The sequence below is a fragment of the Paenibacillus sp. FSL P2-0173 genome (genome assembly GCF_038008045.1).
GTDB classification, from domain to species: domain Bacteria; phylum Bacillota; class Bacilli; order Paenibacillales; family Paenibacillaceae; genus Paenibacillus; species Paenibacillus polymyxa_B.
On sequence record NZ_JBBOYK010000002.1, the window covers coordinates 422,341 to 442,306 of the forward strand.

General features: G+C 47.9%; 15 protein-coding genes. 2 read left to right on the plus strand and 13 right to left on the minus strand.

Features of this window, described 5'->3' with window-relative positions; all coding sequences use genetic code 11:
• Positions 1-59: 59 nt before the first annotated feature.
• Positions 60-2,438, minus strand: coding sequence for an RNA polymerase recycling motor HelD (gene helD / locus MKX30_RS12155; protein ID WP_256715588.1), 2,379 nt, complete (start codon positions 2,436-2,438; stop codon positions 60-62).
• Between the two features lie 356 nt (positions 2,439-2,794).
• Entirely contained in the window at positions 2,795-3,826 is a 1,032-nt protein-coding gene (locus MKX30_RS12160; RefSeq protein ID WP_175405266.1) for an FUSC family protein, read from the minus strand.
• 187 nt (positions 3,827-4,013) lie between these two features.
• Between MKX30_RS12160 and MKX30_RS12165 the strand changes: the two genes are divergently transcribed.
• On the plus strand, positions 4,014-5,336 hold the full coding sequence (locus tag MKX30_RS12165) for an MFS transporter (protein WP_341062851.1): 1,323 nt from the start codon (positions 4,014-4,016) through the stop codon (positions 5,334-5,336).
• Between the two features lie 93 nt (positions 5,337-5,429).
• On the plus strand, positions 5,430-6,599 hold the full coding sequence (locus tag MKX30_RS12170) for a glycosyltransferase family 4 protein (protein WP_053325197.1): 1,170 nt from the start codon (positions 5,430-5,432) through the stop codon (positions 6,597-6,599).
• A gap of 57 nt (positions 6,600-6,656) precedes the next feature.
• On the opposite strand, the gene MKX30_RS12175 is transcribed toward MKX30_RS12170, so the two are convergent.
• The 11 genes from MKX30_RS12175 to MKX30_RS12225 all read right to left on the minus strand — a co-directional run bounded on the left by MKX30_RS12175 (position 6,657) and on the right by MKX30_RS12225 (position 19,866).
• The gene (locus tag MKX30_RS12175; RefSeq protein WP_023988099.1) at positions 6,657-7,289 is read right to left on the minus strand and encodes a DUF2238 domain-containing protein; all 633 of its coding nucleotides are present in this window, start codon (positions 7,287-7,289) and stop codon (positions 6,657-6,659) included.
• Positions 7,290-7,314: 25 nt separating this feature from the next.
• On the minus strand, positions 7,315-7,518 hold the full coding sequence (locus MKX30_RS12180) for a YwbE family protein (RefSeq protein ID WP_013309792.1): 204 nt from the start codon (positions 7,516-7,518) through the stop codon (positions 7,315-7,317).
• A gap of 65 nt (positions 7,519-7,583) precedes the next feature.
• A complete protein-coding gene (locus MKX30_RS12185; RefSeq protein ID WP_069080066.1) occupies positions 7,584-8,324 on the minus strand; it encodes a DUF1361 domain-containing protein in 741 nt (246 codons plus the stop codon).
• Positions 8,325-8,511: 187 nt separating this feature from the next.
• On the minus strand, positions 8,512-10,263 hold the full coding sequence (locus tag MKX30_RS12190) for a hypothetical protein (RefSeq protein WP_341062852.1): 1,752 nt from the start codon (positions 10,261-10,263) through the stop codon (positions 8,512-8,514).
• Between the two features lie 34 nt (positions 10,264-10,297).
• Positions 10,298-11,257, minus strand: coding sequence for a sugar phosphate isomerase/epimerase family protein (locus MKX30_RS12195; RefSeq protein ID WP_034095012.1), 960 nt, complete (start codon positions 11,255-11,257; stop codon positions 10,298-10,300).
• A complete protein-coding gene (locus MKX30_RS12200) occupies positions 11,257-12,129 on the minus strand; it encodes a carbohydrate ABC transporter permease (protein ID WP_028542780.1) in 873 nt (290 codons plus the stop codon). The genes MKX30_RS12195 and MKX30_RS12200 overlap by 1 nt, the downstream gene beginning before the upstream one ends.
• 21 nt (positions 12,130-12,150) lie before the next feature.
• A complete protein-coding gene (locus MKX30_RS12205; RefSeq protein WP_025721738.1) occupies positions 12,151-13,053 on the minus strand; it encodes an ABC transporter permease in 903 nt (300 codons plus the stop codon).
• 30 nt (positions 13,054-13,083) lie between these two features.
• Positions 13,084-14,691: an extracellular solute-binding protein gene (locus MKX30_RS12210; protein ID WP_028542781.1), complete on the minus strand. Its 1,608-nt coding sequence runs from the start codon at positions 14,689-14,691 to the stop codon at positions 13,084-13,086.
• A gap of 394 nt (positions 14,692-15,085) precedes the next feature.
• Positions 15,086-16,291, minus strand: coding sequence for an MFS transporter (locus MKX30_RS12215; protein ID WP_075154049.1), 1,206 nt, complete (start codon positions 16,289-16,291; stop codon positions 15,086-15,088).
• A gap of 19 nt (positions 16,292-16,310) precedes the next feature.
• A complete protein-coding gene (locus MKX30_RS12220; RefSeq protein ID WP_341062853.1) occupies positions 16,311-17,372 on the minus strand; it encodes an ROK family protein in 1,062 nt (353 codons plus the stop codon).
• Positions 17,373-17,559: 187 nt separating this feature from the next.
• The gene (locus MKX30_RS12225) at positions 17,560-19,866 is read right to left on the minus strand and encodes a helix-turn-helix domain-containing protein (protein ID WP_341062854.1); all 2,307 of its coding nucleotides are present in this window, start codon (positions 19,864-19,866) and stop codon (positions 17,560-17,562) included.
• Positions 19,867-19,966: the final 100 nt, after the last annotated feature.

Below are 19,966 nucleotides of genomic sequence, written 5' to 3' on the forward strand. Positions count from 1 at the left end.
ATTCAAGCATCGCATGGGTTTCTAAGGTATTTGCCCCCAGCTGATTGCCAATGTCCTCTCTATAGAACACGATCACTTTCTTCCACTTTGCGAGTATACGTATCCGAATCCCGTAAACTCACGAATGGCGTAATCTCCCCTATGCTATAAATATGCAGCAGATGCATCGCTCGCGTACAGGCGGTGTAGAATAACTTACGCTCACTCTCACGCTGGTATTGTTTCGCTGATCCGTCATAAATCAGGACCGCATCGAATTCCACGCCTTTTGCCAGGTAGGCCGGAATGATATGAATCCCCTTTTCAAAAGCGGGAGTTGTTTTCTTAATCAATTTTGGCTTCACTGACAGCTTTCCTTCCAGCGCTTCGTAGGCTGCCGCGCTTTCGTCAGCATTTTTACAAATCACCGCAATGGATTCATACCCTTCTGCCAACAATTCTGTGACATTCCCAGCTATCTGTTGATGCAACTTTTCACGCGAATGCACCTCGGTTACAAGAGGCTTCTCACCCTTACGATTAAACGGCACAATGTGCTCTCCCCCAGCGACCATTTCCCGGGTAAATTCCACAATCTCCTGTGTTGAGCGATAGCTTCGTGTCAGGGAAATCATTTCGGTCTGATCTGCACCATACAAGTCATACAATGGCTCTGCATCCTGAAGCACCGAGGCATGGGCATAGATAGCCTGATTAAAATCACCCAGTGCCGTCATTTTAGCCTGTGGAAATAAGCGCTTGAAGAAAGCCAGTTGGAATGGGGAATAGTCCTGTGCCTCATCAATAAACACGTGACGGATGTTGCTATTAGAACGGAAACCCAGCATCAACTCACGCAAATATAAAAAGGGTGTCACATCCTCATACGCTAACTCCCCAGCCTGAATTCGTTCCAGAGTTTGTCGACTAATTTCACCCCAGCTGACGGGCAGCTCTGCATGATTCGCCAGTTGGCTCAGCAGCGTCTCGTTCATAAACAGCTCGCTGTAGAGCCGGGTCGTATCTACGAAGCGAAGCGCCTTAATCCATTTGCGCAGGGGCTTTAAGCGGTCACTGACCACCATACGCGCCAATATTTCTCTTTCACGCGTAAAATCGTCGAAGGTATCGCCCTTATTCTTGGATTTACGGCGCATGCGGTTATAGGCACGCTGATAATCCTCCGGCTCCATCAGATCCATCTGTTGATCCACCCATGGGGCGGAGCATTCTTCCTTACCAAAGCGGGCCAGCTCTTTGAGCATCCAATCCCGCAGCAGTTCCAATCGGTTCGCCAGCCGCACCGTAGAGTCGAATTCATAAAACTTGCGTGCCATTTGCTCTACTGAAACCACCTCACGTCCCTGAAAGCGGATGGGTTTAAAACGCATTCCCTCCTGTTCCAAATACGTCTTGTAGCCTGTAATCACGTGTAAGAATGTCTTGGACGACTTAAAGCGGATACCCTCCATCCTGGCTTCATACCCAGGCTGTAACGACGCTGAAAGCACATATTCCAGCTGTTCAAATGGATCTTCTAACTGAAACTCCCGGCCCAAACGCCGCTCCAAATATTCCTGAAACGTGGCCTGAAGCATATTTTCCTCACCCAATTCAGGCAATACTGTCGATACATAACTGTTGAACATCGGGTTAGGCGAAAATAACACGACCTGATCCGCTCGTAAGCGATCCCGGTACTTATACAGTAAATACGCTACTCTCTGAAGCGCAGCAGAGGTTTTGCCACTTCCTGCCGCCCCCTGAACAATGAGCATCCGACTTCGATCATCACGGATGATGCGATTCTGCTCCTTTTGGATGGTAGCGACAATACTTTTCATTTGAGCATCCGAGCTGCGGCTCAATACTGCTTGAAGAAGTTCGTCTCCAATCGTCACCCCTGTATCGAACATAAAACGGATCTGTCCATCACGGATCGAGAATTGGCGCTTAAGCGTGAGTTCCCCTTCCATCTCCCCTGCCGGGGTCTTATATGAAGCGGGCCCCGGCATGTTATCGTAATAAAGATTGGAAATAGGCGCGCGCCAGTCGTATATCAGAAACTCCTCATCTTGATTATCCAGCAGGGAGGCAATCCCCAGATAAACACGTTCCGCAGTCTGCCCTTCCTCAGCAAAATCAATGCGTGCAAAATACGGTGAATCAAGCAACTTTTTCAAACGACCTAACGCCTCTGTAGAATGCTTGTGTCTTCGTTCCCGCTCAGACAAAATCTCAGACTGCTGACGCAAACTGGTGGACGTCTCGCCCACATCATCCGCCTCACTGAAATTGATCGTTACCTCATCCCAGAAGTCTTTACGCATATCGACGACATCTCCGCGCACAGAACCAACCTCTGTCTCTAGCTTCCGAATACGCCCGCTAATCACTGCGGTCACATCTTCTACTCTTCGTTGTTCTTCATTCCATTGCTGTTCAGTAGTCACTGACATCGCTCCTGTTCCGTTTCCTCCTGCTCCACGCAGGGCTCCCTTGCGTACAAACTATGCTCTATTATGGACCCGGGCATACTCGCGGCATCCCCCTGATCCGGGAAAATTGACTAATCCTTTGAAGCATGCTATAATATAAAAAGAGGTGTGATTTACAACTTAAGCATATGGTTTTACCATAAAACAGAGCATCCTCTATTGTATCAAGTTCAGTCCCTGTTCGCAACCAGCGGGCTTTTTTTGTGCGTTCTGGCAACCTTCTATTAACCTGTTCTTACATAATTGAATTCATTACATAAAAAAGCGACCAGCCATCTGATTGATGAATGCGGTCGCTTTTCTTTTAGGAAATTCGCCTATCTGCTCTCTTCCACAGGATGAATATGATCGGCCAGTCTGCTCAGCCTCTCCAGCTGATGACCATAGTCGTACATCGCCGCAGCTACAATGGAAAGCCGCAGCATTCCCTCCTGACAATGGTCAAAACGTGTAATCGCATGCTTCATAAATTCGCCGTTGGCTTGCTGAAACAATTCACTTTCGTCCTCATTCGGTTTTAGCTTATTTTCGAATTTCAATAGAGCATGCTCGTGAAAACGAATCAGTAGCTCCAGATGACTGTCAAAAAAAGCATCCGTTCCCTTTGGCCGTAGAGACTGGAAGTAGTGCCTTTCCACTGCATCCAGTACCTCATATCCTTTGTGCAAACTTCCGAGCATTTGTTTGTATACTACCATTTGTCTCGTTTGACTAAACTTAGAGCGCTTGAGCTTCTTCTGCTCTTCCTCGAACAAATGATATTTGTCCGACAGCGATTTAATTGCTCCCTCCAGATTTCCTTTTTCCTCTTTAAAGACAGACTCCTTAATCTCATCGGAAATGGCAGTACGCAGCAACAAAGACATGCTGTTAAATACATTTTGAATCTGATTAATAAACTGCCTTTTCGGTTTCGGGGGAAAAACGCTAACATTGATGACAAAAGCAGATACAATCCCAATCAAAGTGAGTGCAAAGCGGGTCACCGCAAATTTCCAGTCCCCTGAGGCTTCCATTACAGAAACAACGGTCACAAGTGTCAATCCAACCGTATCAGCCATATTTATTTTCAGACATATCATAAGTACCAATACACATACCAGCCCGACTGCAATCGGCTCATTCGAAAATACCATTCCGCCCAGCAACGCCATGATTGCACCTAGTGTGCTTGTTTGGAGTTGATCCAGAAAATAACGCCACGACCTATATATCGACGGTTGCATGGCAAAAATAGCGGCTATCGCTGCCCCCACAGGCGAATGGGTGTTCAAAAGCGTGCTCAGAAAAAGGGCGAGCGTCACTGCGATTCCCGTTTTTAACACCCGTGCTCCAAAAGCCAAAGCCATCCCTCCTGCTTACCTTTCAAATTTATTCATACCGAATTACTATAATGAAAATTCAATGTAAAGTCCATGCTTTATTATTACCCAAAACAATCGGAGATCAGGAATATTTATGAAATGTACAGTTCCTGATAGAATACATATCAACAGAATTAACTTATTTGCAACAACGTCACAGGAGGAACTCATCGTGTCATGGATTAGCAAAATGTTAGAAGAGCCCCGAAAGTGGCCGCGTAATATCCGATTGTTTTTTATGGCCAATCTGCTGTACCAGATGGGTACGGGAATGTTTTCTGTGCTGTACAACCTGTATATCCAAAAGCTTGGCTTTGACGATGATATGAACGGCCAAGTGGTCAGCATGCAGGCGCTAGCGACGGCGTTGCTGTTCATTCCGGTCGGATTTTGGGGCGATCGGACGAGCCGCAAAAATATGCTGCTCATCGGCGCGTTATTCAGCGACCTGGCCTTTCTCGCCCGTACCTTTACAGATACCAGTGGAAGCATGTTGGTATTTGCCGTAATCTCAGGTGTATTCGCCGCCTTTATTCAGGTGCTGGCTGTGCCTTTCTTAGCGGAAAGCATAAGTAAAGCCCAACGCTTAAAAATATTCAGCTATTACTCAGCTCTTGTACTGGCAGCCCAAGTCCTAGGCAGCTTCGGGGGTGGTGTACTCGCAGATGGGCTGCAGACGTGGGGAATCACACCGCTATCCAGTCTGCGGGTTGCTCTGTTCCTTGGAGGAATGGCAACATTGACCGCTTTTATTCCTCTATTATTCATCACAAAAACTACGGCAACCTTAGAAGCACCAGCTCCTGCCGAATCTTCACCTCAAACAGAACAAGTACATACGCCGCACAGTACATCCGATATACCTGACTCGGAGACGCCTGCTGCTGCTTCTGATCGCCGGGTTATTGGACAATTTGTTCTGGCCCAGTTTTTTCTTGGGTTAGGTTCAGGTCTGGTCATCCCGTATCTTAATTTGTATTTTACGAACCGCTTCTCCGTATCACTCAGCGCAATGAGTTTACTGATTGCACTCGGCCAGCTCATGACCATCCTCTCCATGTTGATCGGACCTACCCTCGGTAGCCGAATAGGACTGGTCAGAGCTGTAGTTGGCTTCCAAATGCTTTCGCTACCGTTCCTTCTCATTACAGGCTTTACGAACGTGCTATGGATCGCTTCCATCAGCTTTCTATTCAGGCAAGCGCTAATGAATGCAGCCAATCCGCTGCAAACCGCCATTCTCGTCGAACGTGTGTCAGATAAAAATCGTGGCATTGCCAACTCCATTCTCCAGACGACCTGGATGCTAGGCACCGCAGGTATGGGACCTGTACAAGCCTATTTGGTTACAACTTATGGCAACTACTGGGGCTATGCCATCACATTTAGCATGACAGGTGTTTTCTATATTTTGTCTTCCCTCGTCTATTACAGAATGTTCCGAGAAAAGCGCCCGTCCGCGGGCCAGGTTTTACAAAACCCGGCAAGCCCGTAAACAAAATCATGACACAATAAAAGCCGGAGCCTCCAAGCGGACTCCCCTGGAACGTCATAGGATAAATGAGAATGGCGGAGGAGGAATGAAGGCATGCTTCGAGTTGCATTATTTACGGACACGTATACGCCTGACGTGAATGGCGCTGCTCTGACCCTGGAACGATGGATTGGCTATCTGGAGACACATGGAGTATCTACGCTCGTCTTCGCACCGGAGGCAGACCATCATCTGCCCTCTGGGCCGGGTGTGGAGCGATTTCGGAGTATTCCCTTTTTATTGTACCGGGAATGCAGACTTGCGATCCCCAACGCCAAACAGATCAACGAGCGTCTGTCAGCCTTTTCCCCGCATTTGATTCATGTCGCTACTCCGTTTAACCTTGGCCTGTATGGAACAAGCTACGCAGCCAAACACCATATTCCACTCGTCGCCTCATATCACACCCACTTTGATAAATACCTCGAATATTACAAGCTTCGCTGGCTTGAACCTGCGTTATGGAAATACATGCTCTGGTTTCACAGACATTGCGAAAGGGTGTATGTCCCTTCTCAATCAACCATGGAATTGTTGCGCAATAAAGGAATGGGGCAGCTCGAAATCTGGAGTAGAGGCATTGATACTGACCGATTTCAACCAAAGGTGGACCGGAATGCAGTATGGAGGAAATGGGGCGTTCATGCAGATGCATTTGTTATTTTGTATGTGGGCAGGCTTGCACCGGAAAAGGGGATAGACACGTTACTGGATTCCTATCTCCAGTTACCCGACGACGTCCGCGCAGCCTCTGTGTTGGTCATTGCAGGAGATGGTCCATTGTATAAGGTCAAAACTACAGCGGATATAGGGGTACCGGAGCATGCAGTCCACTGGCTTGGTTTTGTGAAAGGGCCGGAATTAGCTGAACTCTACGCCGCAGCCGACGTATTTCTCTTCCCTTCCACCACGGAAACCTTCGGCAACGTTGTACTGGAGGCTATGGCGAGCGGTACACCTGTGGTCGGTGCCAATGAAGGCGGGGTAAAAGATAATCTAATCCATGGAAAAACAGGACTATTGTGTCCTGCTGGGGACGCCGCTGCCTTTGCCAAAGCTGTACACCTGTTGTACGAGGATGCCTCACTTCGCGATTCTATGTCCAGATCGGGTAGAGCCTACAGCCTGGAGCAGACGTGGGACCGTATTTTTGAACGGCTACTGGACAGCTACATGGACGCAGCAACCCTACACCTCGACAGCCGTCCCATGACGCGAATGTAGCCTTCAAAAACAGCGAAATTCCAGATAGCATGATAAAAGCGAGGTAAATAAATTCTGCTAATACCTTAATTGTTTCAGCAGCTTGTTATGTACCCCACTCAACAAAATCACTGCGGTCAAGGCACCGATGAACGCAAGAAGCATATCCCATTGGGTATCCCATACATCTCCCTGTGTGCCCAAAAAGGCTTCTGCTGCCGTTCCGGTTGCCTTGGCTACAGCAAACTCAATCAGCTCGTAGACAGCGCTGATCGCAAGACACACACTAACCGTGAGGAAAGTGAGCCAGCTCCCGCTTCCCAAGGCCGTTTTACGCAACAGCACTTCCCTGACAATGAGTGCAGGTACAAAACCTTGTACAAAATGCCCAAGTCGATCATAATAATTGCGCTCCAGTCCGAACGTATCCCGGATCCAGTTGAACAGTGGCATTTCGGCATAGGTATAATGTCCACCGACAATCAAGATCAATGCGTGCAGCCAGATTAGGGTGTATACCAGATTGGTAAACCGAAATCTACGGTACAAAGCCGTCAGCAGCACAGCTCCCAAAACCGCGGGTAGAACTTCCAGTACCCATGTAAAATAATCCACCGGGCGAATCAAGGACCAAATGAGGGCAAGCGCCAGCAATACAAGTAAAACAAGCGGGTAGCGATCATTTTTAGACCATGCCGTTGCCTGGTTCATCTTCATTCCTCCTCAGCCCAAAGCTCTAGCCTTCGTTCGTTACGATATGTTTGACACGCCCAACCTGTCCGTCTGCCAAACGCACTTTGATTCCATGCGGATGACGCGGGGAATTGGTCAAAATATCTTTCACCGTTCCTCGCGTCAGCTTACCGGTAGGCTGATCCTTTTTAAGTACAATATCTACCTGAAGACCAGCGCGAATATCGGATCGATTCTGTCCGTTCATTGTAGCTACTCCTCCTTTGTTTTTACAATTTTTTGATGATATCCAGCCACTCAGCTGCAATCAAATCACCAGCGACGCCATTCGTCCTGGCGGTTGTTCCCCATCCAGACTACGCACATCGTGGATACATAGCTGACGAGCAAAATAACAAATACCATCCCACTAAACTCCACAAAATGAGTACGTTGCAAGGAGTCTGCCCATATAGAAGATACCTGTGCATACAGTTGAGAGGGCGCAGAAACAATATCCCATGTGTTCCCTCGAAAGAAACGGCCAATGTAAATACCCAGGCTGCTCAACAAGAGTACCGCCAACATAAACAGCCAACTAACAAGCCCACCACGTGCACGCTGTACCAATTGTCGTACGGATTCGAGCGATACAAAACCCATTGTCAGGCCAAGTACGGCTACCAGCAGCATTCCCAGTACATGATTCCAAAAGTACGGATTTCCCCAGAAACGTTGCTCCCCGAGAAATGGATATCTGGCGAATACATGCAGCAAATCTGTGATCAAATAGGGTGTATTGGGATAAAAGAAAAGCCATGCCGCCCCCGTAACCCAGAGTAAAAATGTCCTTGTTCCCCGCCTCCACGAGCTGTACATTACATCAAGCAGTAGCGTCAACAGCATAGGAATCCAGGCCAACATCATATTCCACCAAATAAAAAGATAAGGGCGGCCCCCTGAGGGCAGTCGCACGTTAATGATCCACAATGTACTGATTACGGAGCATAAGGCCAGTGCTAAAAAAACATAGAGTTTTAGTGGATAATTTAACGATCTTAAACGGGCATACATATGTGTCTTTCCCTCCTTGTAACCGTCTTGCCTTCCTGACGTTCCAATTTACACCTGTTCTGGATAGTGTACACCACAATGGCTTCAAGCTCAATGGAAGCGCTCTACCCTGGCATAAATGAACATAAAAAAACATCCGTTCTCCGGGAATGGACTTCATCCCCGAAAAATAGATGCTTACTGTGTTTTAGACTTCACTCACAGGTAAAGGCGACATACGAATGCGGATCGTATGATCAAACGGAGCCATCCAGTTGACCAGCAATGTATGGCAATCCATGGGGAGAGTGGCTCCCCTTACGGAATTAGCCATATGCTCTACGGTTGTTCCCATCAACTCAAACCACGCATTCCCAGATTCATAGCGCGCCATACCGCCAGTCCAACATTGAATCGTTTCGTTAACCAGCCGATATTCCCCGCAAGTGAAGCGTCCTTCGCGCCCAAAAATAAATCGAATCTGTGTCATGCAATCTACTGGACCCTCTGAGCGAAAACGAAGCGTCCACACATCACCCTGACGATCCACATCGACCCGAATTTCATGCTTTTGTTCATGGGTTAATGGCCGTTTGTGATGCGGAAGCAAGTACCACGGACTGACTTCCTCCTGCGAGGTAGGCGGCAGATCTAAGGTCGCTACAGGGCCATAATAACCTTTGACCTGTGTGCCCGACAGAGTCCAACCATGTTCGTGAGCTGTCAGCTTCTGCATGGGTACAAAACCAGGCGAGAAATACGATGCAGCCTGAACCGCCAATAATCGTGCATCTCCGTGCCGCAACGATAGGAACGATGAAGCCTCGGTCATCAGTGTGGCACTGGTATCCTCCTGCCGATATCGAACGACTGGCGCTCCAAAGTCCGTATGCAGTCGGCTATGATAAATCTGCTGGTGATGGCCTGCCTCATCCATTCGACTCAGATAGTCAGCCCTTGGGAAGTCTCCGTTCAGTAGTTGGTTATAGGTGACAGGTAATGTAGCTGGCGATACTTTACGAGTTTGCAAACGCGGATCTAGTAAAAAGCGCACAGCCGCATTGATAGGAGCACCGCCAGGATGATCCATGACTTGAATAGCGGCGACAGCCATCGCTTCAAATATAGCGTCCTCATCCTCTGTAGCCAGCATGGCATATGGTAGAAGATAAGAAGATAAGTTCATGATCACCCCAAAATCCTGTCTCCCTGAATACTCTGTGACCACTTCACCATCAGGATGGACAAGGTACACCATCATGCGTAAATTACGGCGCACCGACTCTAGTAGCTCCGGCAGTTTTAATAATCGGGCAGCATGAATCAGCATAATATCGCTAACGGCATTATAAATTCCGTTGCTGCGCTCCGTCCATTCGCCATCTGGCGTCCCGTCCAGCCCTTCGGCTAGCCAAGCCTCAGCCCGCACGAGCGCCTCGGGCAGATCAAACAGCTCATGTAGAAATCCCAGCGCAGCACACAATACCCAACGGTGATTTGGCGTATGGCAACCTCCGGTCAGCATGACCGGAATCGTCCGCTCCAGAAACAAGTAGATCGCATCAGTCACCCGACGCAGCTCCAGCCAGTCGTCACCAACCAGCAGCTGATAGACCTGGGCGTAGCCTACCACCACGAACGCTGTATCCGGTGGCGAGTGAAAATTGGTCCAGCCCGGTGAAATAGAACCGTCCTCATGCTGCACACGTAGCATGTACTGCGCAGCCAGCTCCAGTCGGATGAGTACATCCTCATTCCGATAATATGCAGAATCCGGATTGACGAGCGCTGCCGCCCAGATCGCCATTGCGGCAGGAGTACCAACCGAATGATTAGGCCAGGCGATTCCATTCTCATCATCAGTCACTCCGCCGTAATAACGGCTGTCAGCATCCAGTACCTGATGGTCCATACCTGGTTTTACCCAGGCATCGTTGATCGCTACGATTTTACTATACATTCCTCTCAACCCCTGTAATATCCATAATCGTTTATCATCCTTGCGGCTGAAGCTTCGCTATCTTACTTGTCAGCAACTCATGGCTACGTTCAATATCCTCCGGCTGACAAGCTGCTTTCAGCTCATAAACCTTAATAGGGGCCTGCCGGATAATATTCACAAAACGATCGAAGAACTCCAGATCACCACTATGAATATAAGGGCACCAGTGATCGGATAAACCAATGGTTTCATGAATATGAACACCGAGAATATAGTCGATCATTTCATTGGCTTCCTTGGCGTTGTCGTACAGTCCCATTCGGTCCATAATCATACCGTGTCCAATGTCATACCACAGATAGACAGGTGCACCCTTCAAACGATCTATAATCGTCTTTGCCTCCTGCAACGTAGGCATCTGATAGCAACGTGAACGCGTTTCAATGCCAATGGCTACATCATATCCCTTGGATGCGATGCGGTCACACACCTCTTCCAGACTATCACGGATGCGTTGTACATAGTGCCCACTCAGTGAATTCCGACGCTCCAGCATTTGGCCCCACAACGTTTGATAAGCAGCAGAATCCCTGCCCTGCTCATTGAAAATATCCTCTAGTTCCTCACTGATATCATATGGAAATGGAACCTCTCCGGGATGCACAACTACCGCTTTTGCACCATAACGATGCGCATATTCCGCAGATTGCACCAACAGCTCTATCGCACGTTGTCGCTTGCTTTCATCGTCAAACCCGAGCAGAACGGAATCCGTGCCGTAATCCGGGTCTGGTGTATGAGGAAATGTATTATGCACACTCGATATGCCGATTTCTCCCCGCTCAATCATAGGCTCAATCGTCGTCAGCATTTCCCGGGTAATGTTATAGTTCAACTCCACCCTGCTAAAGCCCAACTGACGGATTTCCTCTACAAGTTCTCGGCCGACCGTATGCTTTTTAATATTCCAACAGGTGGAAAAGGAATATTCCCCCTTCGCCTTCATTATCATCACCCTTTCACCGCTCCCACCATCACGCCGCTGACAAAATATCTTTGCAGCCACGGATACACTAGCAGAATTGGAACCGTTGCAAAAATGACACTTGCTGCCTTCAACCCTTCAGGCGTAATTCTCGCGCCACTGGCTCCTTCCAGCCTGGTTAGCTCGGATACCATATTATTTTGAATCATTTGATACAGCTTGAGCTGTAACGGGAACAAGTCGGGGTTTTGAATATACATCAGCGTATCCTGAAATCCGTTCCAACGGCCTACACCGTAAAACAGGCTTAATGTCGCCAGCACAGGCAGGGACAGCGGCAGTACAATCCGAAGCAAAGTGCCGAACTGGCTGCTGCCATCGATTTCTGCTGCTTCTCCCAAGCTTTCTGGAATCCCATTAAAAAAGGAAATCAAAATAATCAGATAAAACGGGCTGATCAGCCCTGGTAAAATAAGGGACCACATATTATTCAACAAATGTAAGTCGCGCACCAGAATGTATTCAGGAATGATGCCGCCGCTAAAAAACATCGTTACTACAATAATGAACATAATCGTTTTACGACCTCTTAGGTGTTTCTTTGTTAATGGATATGCTGCGATAATTGTCATTAACATACTCAGCACTGTCGTGATCAGCGTCAGCATAACTGTAAACCCGAGCGAACGGATCATGCTCATATCAGAAAAGACCTTTCCGTATGCCTTCAAATTGAACTCTACTGGGAACAAAGTAACTTCCCCGGATGTAATGGCCCGGTTCGAGCTAAAGGAAATAGACAAAATGTGAATAAACGGGGCCAAGCACAGTAGTACAGCCACAGCCACTAACACGGTGGTTACGATATCAAAGGTGCGATTTGCAGTACGTTCACTCATCAGATGTCAGCTCCTTTCCCCTTACATAATACTTTCATCTGTCAGTTTCTTGGAGGCATAGTTAGCTCCTAATACGAAGATGAGACCAACCACAGCTTGGAACAGGCCTACCACCGTTGCCAGCGTATATTGCCCGGATTCCATCCCGATGCGATACACGAACGTGCTAAGTACATCGGAATAATCTCGAACCGCCACATTTCCAATTACATAAGGACGATCAAAGCCAATGGTGATCATATTACCCAAATTAATGATAAGAAGCGTAGCAATAGTCGTTTTCATGCCAGGGATCGTAATGTACCAAATTCTTTTCATGCGTCCTGCACCATCTACCTCGGCAGCTTCGAACAATTCCCGGTTAATCCCGGTCAAGGCAGCGAGGTACAAAATCGTTCCCCAGCCTGCACTTTGCCACACTCCTGTCAGCAGGTAGGTGAGTACCCAGTCATTTTTATCTGTCAAAAATGGAATCGCCTGAAAGCCGAGCGAAGTAAGCACATTGTTGATCATGCCGGACTGCGTACCAAACACCTGGTACACAATCCCGCCAATAATCACCCACGAAATAAAATGGGGAACATACAAAATCGTTTGTGACAGCTTTTTAAACCAGACTACTTTCATTTCATAGAGCAAAATCGCCAAGATTAAAGGTGCTGGAAAAGATACCAGCAAATCAAGCAGGTTTAGCACGATGGTATTGCGCAGCGTTCGATAAAAATCATCCATACGAAACACTTCTCTAAACGCATCGAACCCGATCCACTCACTCCCTGTAATTCCCTGAAAGAAGTTGAAATCCTTAAACGCGATCTGTACTCCCCACATCGGACCATATTTGAACACAATGAAGTAGGCCAGGGGCAGCACAAGCAACGCGTATAATTGCCAATATCTGCGGAAGTAAACGTTCCCTTTCATGCGCTGTCTCCTCCTTTACTTTCCGCCTTCTTACTTGCCTGTCATGGCCTTATAAGCTTCGGTACGCTCATCCAATATCGCTTGACCACCGCTCACCATATAATCCTTCAACGCCGCTTCGAATGTTGCATCAAACTGCGCCGGAGGCACCATCACGGATTTAACGACCATTTCGTCAAACTTATCCAGCAATGAGTTACTGTATTTGGACTCGGCTTTAATCGGATGGTCAAATTTCACTGGTGAAATTGTGTCCGTGTTGGAAATATCCATCGCCTTGCGAACATCCTCTTGGAATTGGGACGGCATGCCCAAAACAAAGGCTTCCTTGTTTTTGTTATCGTCTCCTGCAATCTTGCCATTCGCAATAATGACCACATCACCCTGATTATAGATACGATCCTGCGCTTCTTGTGTCGGTTTCTCCTTGGCAACTGGAATTCCGTCTTTCAAGGTATAGTTCTCGCCTTCCACACCATTTTGCATATCAAGCAGCACCTTCTCGGAAGACATCCAGTCGAGATACTTGATCGCCTCAATCGCATGCTCACTGGATTTAGGTACCATAATGTAGAGTCCATTGGATGCAAATTCTGGCTTGGCGTGCTTACCCTCACTGTTGGTATAAGGGTCCATTGGAGTCAGCTTCGCTGCGGACTGGTTAGCCAACAGATTCGGATAGGCGGAGTCGTTATAATAGATGTTGTCGTAATCTTCACTGAAAAAACCGGTATTTCCGCTTTGAATATCCTGAGTCAGCTGTTTTTTGTCCTTATCCAGACCAAAGTCCTTGCTGATCAGATTCTCATTGTAAAGCTTGTTCATAAACTGAACTCCATCCTTGAATCCAGGTAGCAGGATTGGATAGTCACGGGAACCCAGCTCTTGGGTTAGCGTATATTTCTGCTCATCTGTCACTGGCTTAATAAAAGACCACAACAGCGGATCATATTGCCCCGGCTCCATCGTCATTCCCAGCGGAACGACCTTACCGCCGGTCTTGCCGGGGTCTTTTTCCTTGAACGCTTTTAGCGTGTTGTATAGTTCGTCTGTCGTTTTAGGAACAGGCATATTCAGCGTATCGAGCCAATCCTGACGAATAAAAGAGGAATATTTCCCTAAGATGGTACGTTTGCCGGGAATGGCGAACTGCTTGCCCCCCACCTGACCGTAGCTGAGCGTATCTTCACCGAGGAATTTTTTAAGATTTGGGCCGTACTCATTCAGCAGAGGGGTCAAGTCTGTCAGTCCACCCTGCTCCGCATACCGTTCAAAGGTTCCGGAATCATAAGTGAACACGATATCAGGTACATCACCACCGCTAGCCATCAGAACATTCAGCTTGGTAACTTCTTCGGAGCGCTGAACGGGCACGTACGTCAGATCAATATCGTTGGGTTTGCCAAAGTTTTCTTTTGCATATCGGGTTAAATAGCTGTCAGTAATGGTATAGCCCTGAGGTGTATTGCCTCTGTCAAAAATTTCAACCTTCAATGAACCACCCTTGTTTCCGGTAGCGGTCGAAGCCTTGTCCGCCTCACCCGACGAGCATCCGCTCAATACAACCGACAGTGCAACCGTAGCTGCAAGCAGCAGACGAAGCTTCTTCAATGTTCCTCCAGCCTTATTCCCACTCATTCCTGAACACCCCTTTGTCTGCTTTTCCCGTTCGTCGCCTCTTCTGATGAGGAGGTTATGACATTTCATGCATCTGCATGAGTCTGTCCCTTTTGGTCCGGGATGTGCCTTAGTATGACATGACCGCAGGAAAACTGACAATAAACTAGTTTCCCAATCATAAACCGGTTGATTGAAAGCGATTACTGAACATGATGAAGCGCTTACTCTTATTAAAAATCACTATTTTCCTGTGAATAAACCATTTTCTTTGTTCGTTTCGTGTGAGCTATAGTTCCATATCACGTGATTTAAAAGTTTTTCGCACGAAAAAAAGAGCATCCTCACCCTCATCAGGGATTCGATGCTCACACTACATTTTGTTAATTTCAATGAAATACTAACGTCACTACTCCTACTGTGAAGTCTCTGAAGGGAGGCTCATGGATAGCTTGCGTACCTTCCCTGTTTTCCCATCCTTACGGCTACGTGATACATAAACCATCATTAATGCCCCCAAGGTTGCGCTGATCAGACACGCCAGGTTCATTAATTGCGGCCCTCCAGCGTGAAGAAGAAAGCCATTTAACAAATTACCTACAATCCCTGCCAGCCCGGCAAATACCATATTGAACACGCTTTGTCCGGTCGCTTGCATATCCTTTTCAGTTACATGTGAAACATACTCGACCGCTGCGATGTAGAAAAAACCAAATGACAATCCGTGCAGCACCTGCACAGCAATCATAACGGTAGGGTCGGGAAAAGCTAATTGAATTCCCCATCGAATCATATAAGCGACTGCTCCTAGCAAAAGAGTTCTCTCTAACCCAATCTTTCGAATCACTCGTGAAGCGAGCAGCATGGAGGGGACATTCGTAATGGACGCAATCAGCAGAGCAACCCCGACCAAATTCGTAAGTCCTCCCGACATCTTAAAGGCCAATACGAAATAGGTGTTGAATGCGGTTAACGTCTGATTTACTAAAAAACTGCCCCCCAAAAATATTAAAAATGTCCTGTTGCGTATCAATTGACCAATGCCGTCCGAAAACGATTTGCGCAGCACGAGATCTTCCTCCGTATTTTTCGGCAACGCCAGCGCCGTCAGGGCCGCAAGACTGTTCAGCACCAAAAAAGGTACCCACATCATAGTCACAGATAACAGCGATACAAATAGCCCCCCGGCGTAACCGCCCACCGCATTGCCTATACTTGCCATAAATCGTATACTGCCATAGGTCGTTCCTGCCTTCTTGGCCGCCACAATCGCATAGGAATCCGCAATCGGCGCCTGCGTTGCCGTAAATATTGCCATAGTGGAATACACAAGCGCCATCAGAACAAAACGCTCCGACTGATAACATACAGCCATAATCCCCGGAACCGCTACACTCAAAATGAGCACCAGCCGCATTTGACGATATTGATCCACAATAATTCCCCATATCGGCTGAACCAAAATGGATACCAGCGTACCAATCGCCATCAGAACACCGACACTGCTGCTCGTCAATCCATTCTGAACCAGCAGTAGTGTCAAATATGGATTAAACATGCCCCCTGCCAAGCCAATAAACAAATAGAAGCTTCGTAGCTTCAGCATTTGTGAGCCTACCATCTGGAAACCTCCCTGTTGTTTAGCGTACCGAGCTGCCCAGAATCGTAGCCAACGCTCCGATGGCCCCGGCTTCATTCCCCAGACCAGCAGGTACAATAGTACAAGGAATATCCGTCCATAAGGCTACTCTTTGCCGAATTTCATCCAAATAATACGTGTTACCTTCTGCTACACCGCCACCTACAACGATCATTTCCGGGTTCAGCAGGCTGATCACATTCGTCAAAGCCATCGCCATATGCACTAGCGCAGGCTCCAAAATCATCTGTGCTTCTACATCCCCTTCGGACGCCGCTTGCAATACATGTCTCGCCCCTACCTCGTCCCTGTTTCCTCCTGCTAGCCGGATCATGTGTGTACCTGGTATGCCAGAGGCGAGTGCTGATTTTACACTGCGCGTTATCGCCGTCCCCGATGTTAAAGATTCGAACACACCGAACTCATCCGTCCCCTTCTGTTTTGCTGCTTGCCGTGCCTGTTCCTCGCCTGCAATCCAATAAGCCATTTCACCTGCTCCGCCTGCGGCTCCCTTATACATCTCTCCATTTAAAATAAGGCCACAACCGATACCTGTTCCCACCGTTATCATCATCACATGCCGTAATCCCCGAGCTACCCCTAACCATTGTTCTCCCAAAGCAGCCATATTCACATCATTATCCAGCACCAAGCGACCACTGTATCGGTGTGCAACGATAGATCGTATACTTTCATGCGCATTACCGCCATGCGTACTGTCGCCATGTATACGATCTTGAACACTCCATGGAATTGCCGGGGCGTGGGTAATCGTTCCGCTATCGTTATCTACCACACCGGGGAAACCGATACCTATGCCTTTTAACTGTGCCAGCGACAAGCCTTCCTGCTTTAGACAATGTTCCAGCTCCTCGAATAGACTCTCAAAGAAAAAATGGGCATCCTTCGTATGAACCGTCGGAAATTTATGCCTCACCACTACTTGCTGTTCCGCTGTGCCGATACAGATCAGCGTCTTCGTCCCGCCAACATCAATGCCTGCGGCCCAGCCGGAAGCCTTCGGCTCATCCCTGTGTTGCTTTTGTACATACATGTCCGCCATAGCCATCCTCCGTCATTCCGGTTCGCCATCATGCCTGCCAATACATCGGCTGTTGACGCCCTGTAGGTTCAAGATATGGACATAAGTATCGCATTTGAACACCTGTGCCGCAATAAACTAAATTCCGCCCCATAAACTGACGCGCTTTACTCCCCCTTTTAATGAAAAAAACAAAAAAGGCGAGCGCCTATAGCGCTCCCCCTGTTAATGAATCCTCCGGTTTTAATCTCAGCTTGCGATAATCTCCCGGCGTTACGCCGACTACCCGCTTAAATACCCGCCCAAAGGTAATCGAATTGGCATAACCAACCTGAGTCGCAATATGCTGAACCGTTTCGGTCGTATTACACAGCATTTGCTGGGCATGATTCATACGGAGTCGAGTCAAAAAATCGACGAATTTCATATCAAATTCTGTTTTAAACAGATGACTGGCATATTTAGGTGACACATCAAAACGTTCACTCAAATGATTTAACGATAAATCCGGATTCGTATAGTGCTCTTCAATATATTGCTTCATCTCGCTAACCATGGCCCGGTAGCTTTTGGTTTCACTGGCGGCAACATAAGTCCGATACACAGTGGTCATGTGCTCCAACATCAGCGTATGCATCACAGCCAATGAAGAAGCAGACTCGACCTCAGATTTCCATCGTTCTGCTTCCGGCCCGTTAAAATAACGATCCAGTGCCCCCGATACATCCTTCATCTCACGCATTTCTCGTTCCAGCAGTTCTTGCAGCCACTGCATTACCGTTAAAATATCTCCATCCTTCAGCTTGTCTGTTTCCATCGCCCCAAATAGTCCTTCCAGCTGTACACGCCAATCGTGGCTGGCTAGCCGAAAAGAACGAATTGTCTCCGAAATCAGCGGCAAATAGGAGTATAATGGAATGTCATCGGCCTGCGGAACCTGTTCACTGGTTACAATATCACGCACTCCAAGCGTTAACCGGTACCGCAGAGCAGAAATGGCGGACCGATAGGAATCCTGAACATGCGCCAACTCATGAATCTGACCGCCTATCCCAATCGTGAGCTGTACACCCAGATGCCCATGCAGCCACTCACAGCCTGTTTGTGCCATTTCTTGCAGCTTCACACCCAGTAAGCCTTCCCCATCATCTACCTCTTTCCGCAATAAAATGGAAATTCTTTTACGACTCATCCATTCTGCCCAGCCCTGCCATCCATAGGTAGCTGCTAGTTCCTGTACCACACCAAGCAACGACAGGCTTAAACGCTGATCTTCGCCCCCATGATCCTCTAAACGTCTGCTACCGTCTGCTGTCTGTGGCAGATCCAGATCGTGCAACTCTACCACCATGACAGCATAAACCAGAGTAACACCTCTCTTCCCGCCATCCGCAAAAGGAGAAAGATCATTCAGCCGAAGCTCTACCGTTTCGGTGCCTGTACCTTCCATAAGATCAAGGAACAGCTGCCGCCGCCGAATGAGTATATTCGCATGCTCCTGCTGTTCATAATCAATCGTTTGCCGAATCAGACTTTGCAACGCATGATCAATCATCCACAGCTCGTCCTTGTTGTTTTCCTCACCCGGACGGCTGGGCAGTTGTTGAATACGCTGCATCATCAGCTGAATTGGCCTGTAATTTCTGCGGGTCACATAAATAATGTAGATCACCGCTAATATAACAACAGCCAATCCAACTACAATCCAGACGTAAGAGATAACAGACACCCACTCGAACAACTGTCCGGCACGAATACCACTTTCAAAACTCCATCCCAGCCGGGGGGACATCAGATGAGTCAGTTGCTGCCCGTCCTCTGCTTTTACAGCATCTTTTGTACCGGATGCAGCTGGATAAATGGTTTGACCGCTAGCATCATTAATCACCAGATAGGAAACTGTCGGATTCGTCATTTGACCAATCATTTGCTGCAACGGATACACACCGATATTGATTACCAGCAGCCCTTGTCCTCCAAAAGGCAACGGGAGGCGCTTATGCATCGAAATTACACGTTCTGACGTATGTGTTCCCGGCTCCGTCCATTCCCGCACAGGTGACCACTGCCGATCCTCCGACCGAAGAGCCTGCTCAATATACGGATAATCACCGAATGTCGAAGCATCCTGAAGTCCACTTCTCGTTAACACCGTGTGATCCTTCGTTCGATAAATATAAACGGAATGTACCAGTTCATGATTATCCTTAAGCGCGCGTAGGCTTCCAACCAGCCCATACAGCATCGTGCTGCCACTTTGCGCCTGCCCATTCAGAAAAGAACTGTAGCTCTTGTTCGTCTCCGCCTCGCTTAATACGTCCATTTCTACCTTTGTCAGCGACTTCTCCACACTGTCCATCACAAATCCGGTTGTAATCCGATTCGCCTTTCCAGTTTCATTGCGCGATATTTCGTTTACAATCAGGAAGGATAAAAAAATGAGGATCGACACCGTTAACATAAAAATCGGGAAATAGGAAAAAAGCAATCTCCTGTACCAGCTCTTTCGCATCATGTCCTCTCCCCCTGCCGCCTAATGCTTTCATGACCCTCTCTATAGGGCTTCGCTCAACACTAAGCATACTCGCGATGTCAGTTTTAATGCGGCTTTGATT